Origin of the sequence: Nonomuraea sp. NPDC050691 (assembly GCF_040654455.1) — a bacterium.
Classification (GTDB): domain Bacteria; phylum Actinomycetota; class Actinomycetes; order Streptosporangiales; family Streptosporangiaceae; genus Nonomuraea.
The window spans coordinates 1-8,394 of the sequence record NZ_JBFAIA010000262.1 but is presented as its reverse complement, the minus strand read 5'-3'; the positions used below and the strand labels follow the sequence as shown (position 1 = coordinate 8,394).

At 71.2% G+C, this 8,394-nt stretch carries 9 protein-coding genes; 2 read left to right on the top strand and 7 right to left on the bottom strand.

The window, feature by feature from the left end; genetic code table 11:
• Positions 1–194: 194 nt before the first annotated feature.
• The 7 genes from AB0H81_RS42390 to AB0H81_RS42360 form a co-directional block, all read right to left on the bottom strand.
• Positions 195–701 carry a flavin reductase family protein gene (locus tag AB0H81_RS42390; RefSeq protein WP_358387439.1) on the bottom strand — a complete coding sequence of 169 codons (507 nt, stop codon included), beginning with the start codon at positions 699–701 and terminating at the stop codon, positions 195–197.
• Positions 698–1,309: an NADPH-dependent FMN reductase gene (locus tag AB0H81_RS42385; RefSeq protein ID WP_358387436.1), complete on the bottom strand. Its 612-nt coding sequence runs from the start codon at positions 1,307–1,309 to the stop codon at positions 698–700. Before AB0H81_RS42385 ends, AB0H81_RS42390 begins: the two co-directional genes overlap by 4 nt.
• Positions 1,306–2,649 carry an LLM class flavin-dependent oxidoreductase gene (locus AB0H81_RS42380; protein ID WP_358387432.1) on the bottom strand — a complete coding sequence of 448 codons (1,344 nt, stop codon included), beginning with the start codon at positions 2,647–2,649 and terminating at the stop codon, positions 1,306–1,308. Before AB0H81_RS42380 ends, AB0H81_RS42385 begins: the two co-directional genes overlap by 4 nt.
• The gene (locus AB0H81_RS42375; protein WP_358387429.1) at positions 2,646–3,611 is read right to left on the bottom strand and encodes an ABC transporter permease; all 966 of its coding nucleotides are present in this window, start codon (positions 3,609–3,611) and stop codon (positions 2,646–2,648) included. Before AB0H81_RS42375 ends, AB0H81_RS42380 begins: the two co-directional genes overlap by 4 nt.
• Entirely contained in the window at positions 3,604–4,440 is an 837-nt protein-coding gene (locus AB0H81_RS42370) for an ABC transporter ATP-binding protein (RefSeq protein WP_358387427.1), read from the bottom strand. The genes AB0H81_RS42375 and AB0H81_RS42370 overlap by 8 nt, the downstream gene beginning before the upstream one ends.
• Positions 4,437–5,456, bottom strand: a complete 1,020-nt coding sequence (locus AB0H81_RS42365; protein WP_358387425.1) for an ABC transporter substrate-binding protein — start codon at positions 5,454–5,456, stop codon at positions 4,437–4,439. The genes AB0H81_RS42370 and AB0H81_RS42365 overlap by 4 nt, the downstream gene beginning before the upstream one ends.
• 478 nt (positions 5,457–5,934) lie before the next feature.
• Positions 5,935–6,405 carry a MarR family transcriptional regulator gene (locus AB0H81_RS42360; RefSeq protein ID WP_358387423.1) on the bottom strand — a complete coding sequence of 157 codons (471 nt, stop codon included), beginning with the start codon at positions 6,403–6,405 and terminating at the stop codon, positions 5,935–5,937.
• Positions 6,406–6,500: 95 nt separating this feature from the next.
• Here AB0H81_RS42360 and AB0H81_RS42355 point away from each other — a divergent pair, with 95 nt between their 5' ends.
• Positions 6,501–7,046 carry a YceI family protein gene (locus AB0H81_RS42355; protein ID WP_358387420.1) on the top strand — a complete coding sequence of 182 codons (546 nt, stop codon included), beginning with the start codon at positions 6,501–6,503 and terminating at the stop codon, positions 7,044–7,046.
• A gap of 38 nt (positions 7,047–7,084) precedes the next feature.
• On the top strand, positions 7,085–8,320 hold the full coding sequence (locus tag AB0H81_RS42350; protein WP_358387417.1) for an SGNH/GDSL hydrolase family protein: 1,236 nt from the start codon (positions 7,085–7,087) through the stop codon (positions 8,318–8,320).
• Positions 8,321–8,394: the final 74 nt, after the last annotated feature.

Genomic DNA, 8,394 nt, shown 5'->3' with positions numbered 1-8,394 from the left:
GCCCCTCCCCCCCTCGCCCCACCCCCCCCCTCCCCCCCCGCCCCGGACACGCCACCGGGGCCGGGGCGGCGGCGTGCGTGCGCAGGGATCTACCCCCTGTCCGTACGGGAACGCGCCCTGCCCGGACACGCGTGTGGCCGGCCGGGGCACGCGAGGTGCTCCGACCGGCCACGGTCAGATACTGCCGGCCACGGTCAGGAATGAGCGAGGAACCGCCCGAACCTGCCCTGGTGATAGAGAAGAGGACGGCCTGCGCTGTACACGTGCGCCTCGGCCACCAGGCCCACCACGAGCACGTGGTCGCCGACGTCGGCGGTCTCGTGCGGCAGGCAGATCAGGTGCGCCGAGACGTCCTGCAGCAGCGGCGCGCCCAGCGGCCCGGGACGCCACCGGGTGGGCTCGGCGAACCGGTCGACGCCCTTGCGCGCGAACCTGGCCGCGACCTCCGCCTGGTCGCTGGCCAGCACGTTGACCGCGAAGTGGTCGGCCGAGCGCAGCCAGGGCCACGTGGTCGAACCCCGGTCGACGTAGAAGGACACCAGCGGCGGGTCCAGGCTGACCGAGGAGAACGAGGTCGCGGTCAGCCCGACGGGGATGCCGCCGGACTGCGCGGTGATCACCACGACGCCCGCGGCGTGCACCGCGAGGGCTCGGCGGTAGTGCTCGGCGTCCACGGCGGGGCCGGACAGGGTCTCCGTCATGGCGCCGTCACCACCTCGGCCGCTTCCACCCTGGCCGCTTCCACCCTCGCCGCGCCGGCGCTGACCGTGTCGGCCCTGACCGTGTCGGCCCTGACCGTGTCGGCCCTGAGCTCGGCGGTCACCTGCGGCGCCACGCGATCGGCCCAGGCTCCGAGGCGCTCCTCCAGGTCGGTGAGCTGCGATTCGAGCAGGGCCAGGCCCGGGGTGGGCACGGTGGCGCCCAGTTCCACCAGCAGCGGCCGCAGGTGCACCTCGACCGCCAGGGAGTGGGCGGGATCCCCCATGACCAGCAGCGGCAGAGCCGTCGTCCCGGCCAGCGCACCCGACGGGAGCCGGTCGAGGAACACCTTGAGCAGGCCGGTGTAGGTCCCCTTGTAGGTGGGGCTGGCCACGACCAGCAGGCTCGACGCGGCGACCCGGTGCAGCGCCGCCTCCACGCCCGGGAACGGGACGGGCGAGAGCAGGTGCTGTCCGAGCGCCGACAGGTCCACGACGACGCCGGGCACGGCGTAGCCGATCCGCCGGGCGACGGCCCGGGTGGCCTCGACGGCCACGGCCCGCGTCCTGGAGCCCTCGCGGGGATTGCCGACCAGCGTGACGATGCTCATCCGGCCACCGCCACTTCCAGCTCCGCGTCGCCCTCGGCGGCGTACCGGGAGCGGGGCCGGGCCAGCCCGTAGTTGCCGCGCAGCGTACGGCTCTCGTACTCGTACCGGAACAGGCCCCTGACCTGGAGCTCCGGTACGACGTGGTCGACGAAGTCCGCCAGGCCGCCGGGCAGGATCGCGGGCATGACGTTGAAGCCGTCGGCGGCTCCGCCCTCGAACCACTCCTGGATCTCGTCGGCGATCCGCTCAGGCGTGCCGGTCACCACGCGGTGGCCCCGGCCTCCGGCCAGGCGGGCGATGAGCTGCCTGACCGTGAGGTCGTCCCGCCTGGCCAGATCGACGACGAGCTTGCGGCGGCTCTGCGCCCCCTCGGTCTCGACGGAGATGTCCGGCAGCGGGCGGTCGAGCGCGTCCTCGCCCAGCTCGATGCCGGTCATGTGGGAGAGCTGGGCCAGCCCGTACGCGGGGATGATGAGCTCTTCGAGCTCCCGCTCCAGTTGCCGCGCCTCCCGCTCGGTGGAGCCGATGATCGGTGAGATGCCCGGCAGGATCAGCAGGTTGTCCGGCCGTCTGCCGTACCCGGCCAGGCGGCGCTTCAGGTCGGCGTAGAACTCCTGCCCTTCCTCCAGGGTCTGCTGGGCGGTGAAGACGGCCTCGGCGAAGCGGGCGGCGAACTCCTTCCCGTCCTCCGACGAACCGGCCTGCACCAGGAGCGGGTGCCCCTGCGGCGGGCGGGAGGCGTTCAGCGGGCCGCGCACCCGGAAGTGCTCGCCCGCGTGCTCGATCGGGTGGATCTTGCCGGTGTCGGCGTAGAGGCCGTGGGAGCGGTCGCCGAGGATCGCGTCGTCCTCCCAGCTGTCCCAGAGCTTGGTGACGACGTCCAGGAACTCGGTGGCCCTGGCGTAGCGGTCGGCGTGCGCGGGCCGCTCGACGCCGAAGTTGTGCGCCTCGGCCTCGCTGGCGGAGGTGACGATGTTCCAGCCCGCCCGGCCGCCGCTGATGTGGTCGAGCGAGGCGAACTTGCGCGCCACGTGGTACGGCTCGTTGTAGGTGGTCGACACGGTGGCGATCAGGCCGACGTGGTCGGTGACCGTGGCGAGCGCCGACAGCAGCGTCAGCGGCTCCAGTCCGCCGAGGGCGTTGTGCCGGACGTTGCCCCAGAGGGCGACGCCGTCGGCCAGGAAGACGGAGTCCAGCTTGCCGCGTTCGGCGATCCGGGCGAGGTTCTGGTAGTGCCGGACGTCGGCGAGCCTGGCCGGCTCGGTGCGCGGGTGCCGCCAGGCCGCCTCGTGGTGGCCGACACCCATGAGGAAGGCGTTGAGGTGGAGCTTTCTCGTCACGTGGTCCTCCAGGTGGAGAAGCGGCGCTCGATCCTGAGCAGGAACAGGTTGAACAGCAGGCCGAGCGCGGAGATCGTGATGATCCCGGCGTACATCTCGGGGATGCGGAAGCTGGACTGGGCGTCCAGGATGAGATAGCCGAGCCCCGCCTTGGCCCCGACCATCTCGGCGAACAGCAGGACGAGGATGGAGTAGGCCCCGGCCAGCCGTACTCCGGTGAAGATGGCGGGCACGGCGGCGGGCAGGATGACCTTCTGGAAGAGCCGGACCGGGCCGAGCCCCATGGAGCGGGCCGACTTGATCAGCAGGGGTTCGACGGTCTTCACGCCGCTGACCGTGCCGAGCAGGATCGGCCAGGAGCAGGAGTACAGGACGAAGCTGATCTTCGTGGTCTCGCCGATGCCGAGGATGAGCGTGAACACCGGCAGCAGCGCCACGGCCGAGGTGTTGCGGAAGACCTCGAGCAGCGGGGTGAGGGCGTCGGCCACCGGCCGGTACCAGCCGATCAGCAGGCCGAGCGGGATGGCCAGCGCGATGGCCAGGCCGAACCCGGACAGGGAACGCGCCAGCGACGCCTGCAGGTGTTCGGCAAGCGGGCCGTCGGCCAGCAGCTCGTACCAGACGACGAGGTCCTCCGACAGAGGAGGCACGAACACCCGGTCGAACACCCCGAGCCGGGGCAGCGCCTCCCAGGCGGCCAGCAGCAGGAGGATCGCTCCCGACTTCGTGGCCACCCGTGACGCCACGCGGCGCGCCCCGCGGGCGAATGCGGACGTGCCAGGAGCCCCTGCACCGGGCACGTCGTACCGCTGAAGGCCGGGAGCGATCTCCTCGGACTCGCTCGGGACGGTGCGGACGGGGAGGTCCTCGAGCTCGCGCTCGCTCAGGGCGACGCCGGCGGCGGGGTGGCCGCGCTCGCTCACGGTCGTGCCGGTGGCGAGGTCGCTGCGCTGGTCAGCCACGGGAGGTCGCCGCCTTCCGCTCCTGCACCCGCGCCGCGGCGACCTCGTCGCGCAGCAGGCTCCACACGTGGTGCCGGTACTCGCCGAACACGGGATCCCCCCGCAGGTCACCTTCGCGGGAGTCGAAGGCCACCTCGACGACCTCCTTGATCCGCCCGGGACGGGACGTCATGACCGCGACCCGCTGCCCGAGGTAGACGGCCTCGTCGATGCCGTGCGTGATGAAGATGACGGTCTTGCCGGTCTTGTTCCAGATGCGCAGCAGCTCCTCCTGGAGCGACTCGCGGGTCTGGGCGTCCAGAGCGGCGAACGGCTCGTCCATGAGCAGCACGTCGGGGTCGAAGGCGAGGCTGCGGGCGATCGCCACCCGCTGGCGCATGCCGCCGGACAGCTCGTGCGGGTAGCGCTCCTCGAACCCGGTGAGCCCGACGAGGTCCAGGTAGTGCCGGGCCCGCTCCCGCCGCTCCCTCCGGGGCACGGCTTTCGCCTCCAGGCCGAACTCGACGTTGGCCTGCGCGGTGCGCCAGGGGAACAGCGCGTACTGCTGGAAGACGATCCCCCGGTCCAGGCCCGGGCCGGAGATCGGCGTGCCGTCGACGACGACCTCGCCGCTGGTCGGCGCGGTCAGCCCGGCGACCAGGTCGAGGAGCGTGGACTTGCCGCAGCCGCTCGGCCCGACCAGCGCGAGGAACTCCCCCTCGCGCACGTCGAGATCGACGCCGTCCAGCGCGACGAACGGTTCGCCGGCGTCCCGGACCTGGAAGATCTTGCGCACGTCCCGGATGCCGATCTTGGTTCTGACGGCGGTGTCGCCGAGGGTGGTGGTCATGACCCGCTCCCGTTGGCGTAGGGGTTGAACGTGTTGGTGTAGAGGTCGGCCGGCTTGATCTGGCCGGGCTTGATCTCGCCCTCGCGGGCCAGCCAGTCGATCCAGGTCTGGAACTCCTTGCCGGCGATCACTCCGCCCTTGCCGGCGATGCCGGTGCTCTTCCAGAACGTCACCGTGGTCGCGTCCTCGTTGCGCCCGCGCTTGGCGATGATCTTCTCGAAGCGGGCGACGACCTCCTCGCGCGGGTGGCTCTGGGCCCAGTCGATGGCTTTGGCGTACGCCTCGACGAACTTCCTGGTGGTGGTGGGGTTGCGGGCGATGAAGTCCTCGCGCAGCACGACGGAGCCCGCGGTGAACGGCCCGAACAGGTCGACGTCTGTGAACAGCGGCCGCAGGCCGCCGCGCTCGAGCGCCTTGTCCTTCAGGACGCCGCCGAGCGTCCCCACGTCGAGCTGTCCCTGGCGGAGGGCCTGCTCGGTGTTGACCGGGGGGATCACGACGAGCTGGACCTGCTTGATCTCCTCCGGCGTCAGGCCCTCGCGCTTCAGGTACTCCTTGATGACGGCCTCGTGGTGCGCGCCGAGGGTGTTGACCCCGATCTTCTTGCCGATGAGGTCGCGGGCGGTCCTGATGGGGCTGTCCGCGGTCACGTAGTAGCCGTTGAAGCTCTGCTTGTCGGAGCCGTAGTAGCCGATCACCGCCTTGATCGGCGCCCCGGCCGCCTTGAGCTTGATGATCGCGCCGTTGAAGGCGCCGCCGAAGTCGGTCTGGCCGGTGGCGGCCGACTGGATGTCCTGGGGGCCGCTGGTGGTGTTGCCGATCCACTTCAGCTTGATGTCGCCGAGGTAGCCGAGGTCCTCGGCCAGTTCGGGATAGGTGACGGAGCCGACGTTCCCCTGGTAGCGCAGCTCCTTGACCTCTGCTCCGCCGGGTTTCGCCGCGCCCTCGGCCGAGCCGCAGGCGACCGCTCCGGCGGCCAGCACCACGGCGAGGAGGGCATGTCTGATTCTGATCACGGATGGTTCCTCTGGAAGGGCGCGCCAGTGCGCCGGCGCGCGAGAGAAGGGGGATCGCACAGGGCGTGGGCGCCATCGGCCACGCCGGGACGGGAGAAGTGCGCGGTCAGCTGTCCGTGATCAACGACACTGCGCGCTGGCGACGTGGCAGAAGTCCACGTGCGGGCGCCGGGTCAGATGAAGGCCCTGGCTCATGCCCATGAACCTACGGGCACGAGCCAGGTAAAGTCAATATTCCCTACAGGATATACATGGAATTTCGTGATCAGCGCCGCCCGGGTCCGGCCCAGCACCGCCGCGAGCCCTTCCGGCAGCGGCCGGGACGTCCCCCACAGTTGACCCGCACCCGCGGCGGGATAGCGGACGCAGCCCGCGCCGAGCGGTGACCGGTCGACGATGACCTTCGGCCGGCCGGGCACCATCCGCGACTCGACGACCCGGCCGCGTTCGCCGCCGCCGTCGAGCCGTTCCTCGCCTCCTAGTCCCGGTCCTCCGCGGGCGGCCCGGTCAGGTGGTCGAGGAGGACCTGGCTGATGTCCGCGAGTTGCCGGAGCTGTTCCGGGGTGAGCAGGTCGATCACGTGCTCCCGGACGCCGGCCACGTGTCGCGGGGCGGCGGCCTGGAGCGCAGTGAGCCCGTCGTCGGTGAGCACGGCGAGCCACCCGCGCCGGTCGCCGGCGTAGTGCTCCCTGCGCACCCATCCCTTCTGTTCGAGCTTGTTGATCGCGTGCGAGATGCGGCTGGGCTTGGAGTTGGTCCACTGCGCGAGCTCGCTCATGCGCATGGTGCGCTCGGGCGCCTCCGACAGCAGGACCAGCAGTTCGTAGTAGGTGGGGGGCATGTCGGCCGCGGCCAGCAGGTCGCGTTCCAGGCGGTCGGTCAGCAGGCGGGTGGCGAGGCCGAAGGTGCGCCAGGCGTGCTGTTCGTCGTCGTTGAGCCATCGGGTCACGAACGTCATCGTACTGGAAGGTTGCGCACTGAAATAAGTACGTGTACTGTCCTGCTCAATCTTCCAGTGCTGAACTAAACGCGATCGGAGCTGGCATGTACTCCAACGACCTCACCGGCACCTACACCATCGACCCCGCGCACAGCCGCTTCGGCTTCACCGCCCGCCACGCCATGGTCACCAAGGTCCGCGGCAGCATCCCCGTCCACGAGGCCACCGTCACCCTGGACGCGGCCGACCCGGCGGCCTCCGGCGCCCGCGTGGTCCTCGACGTCACCGGCATCCAGACCGGCAACCAGATGCGTGACGACCACCTGCGCACGGGCGACTTCCTGGACGCCGCGGCCCACCCGCACATCACCTTCGACTCCACCGGCGTCAAGCACGTCGGCGGCGACAGCTTCGAGGTCACCGGCGAGCTGACCATCCGCGGTGTGACCCGGGAGGTCACCATCCCGCTCGACTACGCCGGCACCGCTGTCGACGCCCAGGGCCTGACCCGGGTCGGCTTCGAGGGCGGCACCGTGATCAACCGCAAGGACTTCGGCATCACCTACAACGCGGTCCTGGAGACGGGCGGGGTGATGATCTCCGAGAAGATCACGCTCGAGTTCGACCTGTCGGCCGTCAAGACCGCCTGACCTCTTCTTCCGAAAGCACGTGTGAAAGCGACACCCTCATGCGCAACCTCACCATCCCCGCCCTGGCCGCCGCCCTCGCCCTGAACATGACCGTCACTCCCGCCGAGGCCGCGCCCCGGCGGTGGGCGGCGGCCTGGGGAAGTGCCGCCCAGCCGGCCACCCCCAGCACACCCTGGTACGGCGTCAACTGGTCCGAGGAGGGCTTCGCCCGCCAGGCCCCCGAAACCCTGCGCCAGGTCGTGCGCGTCACCACCGGCGGGCCGTCCGTGCGCGTCAGGCTCTCGAACGTCCACGGCACCGCCCCGCTGGCCGTCGACGGAGCCGCGATCGCCGGAGCCCTCCAGGGAGCCGCCACGAGCCGTCCGCGTACCCTGACCTTCGCCGGCCGCGAGGAGACCGTCGTCCCGCCCGGCCGGGAACTCCTCAGCGACCCGGTCTCCCTGCCGGTCCGCCCGCTGGGCAGGCTCGCGGTGACCCTGCGCTTCACCCGGCCCACGGGAGCGGCCACCTTCCACCACTTCGCCCAGGTCACGTCCTACCGGGCCGCCGGCGACCACCTGGCCGACACCGCCGGCAAGGCGTTCACCGACACCAGCGACTCCTGGTACTACCTGGCCGGCGTCGAGGTCGCCGCCCCGCGCGGGGCCGGCACCGTGGTGGCCTTCGGCGACTCCCTCACCGACGGCGTCGGCTCCACCGTCGGCGCCGACCACCGCTACCCCGACCGGCTCGCCGAACGCCTGGCCGGTCGTTCCCTGGCGGTGGTCAACGCCGGCATCGGCGGCAACCGCCTGCTGACGGACTCCCCCGAGTACGGCGGGAACGGACTCGCCCGCTTCCAGCGCGACGTCCTCGACCGGCCCGGTGTCCGCACGGTCATCGCCATGCAGGGCATCAACGACCTCGCCGAATGGAACAAACCCCATCAGGCGAGCGCCGGTCAGATCATCGACGGCCACAAGCGGCTCATCGAAGCCGCCCACGCCAGGGGCGTCAAGGTCGTCGGCGCCACCCTCATGCCCATGAAGGGCGCCGCCCTCGCCTACAGCCCGGCGGCGGAGGCCGTGCGTGACGAGGTCAACCGCTGGATCCGCACCGGCGGCGCCTACGACCACGTCGTCGACTTCGACGCCGTCGTCCGGCGGCCCGGCGACCCCGGCCTCCTGAGGCCCCAGTACGACTCGGGTGACGGCATCCACCTCAACGACGCCGGCTACCGCGCCATCGCGCAAGCCGTCGACCTCACCACCCTGCCCCGTTACCGATCGAGCTGATCAGATTACCGACCGTAACGCGACCGGGAAGGATCACATGGGAGCAACACTCACTGGTTCTTGTCGTCGCCCTG

Bases quoted from the DNA above. Each gene is read 5' to 3' on its own strand.
- AB0H81_RS42390 (WP_358387439.1), bottom strand. From the start codon at position 701: ATGACGGAGACCCTGTCCGGCCCCGCCGTGGACGCCGAGCACTACCGC.
- AB0H81_RS42385 (WP_358387436.1), bottom strand. From the start codon at position 1,309: ATGAGCATCGTCACGCTGGTCGGCAATCCCCGCGAGGGCTCCAGGACG.
- AB0H81_RS42370 (WP_358387427.1), bottom strand. From the start codon at position 4,440: ATGACCACCACCCTCGGCGACACCGCCGTCAGAACCAAGATCGGCATC.
- AB0H81_RS42355 (WP_358387420.1), top strand. From the start codon at position 6,501: ATGTACTCCAACGACCTCACCGGCACCTACACCATCGACCCCGCGCAC.
- AB0H81_RS42350 (WP_358387417.1), top strand. From the start codon at position 7,085: ATGCGCAACCTCACCATCCCCGCCCTGGCCGCCGCCCTCGCCCTGAAC.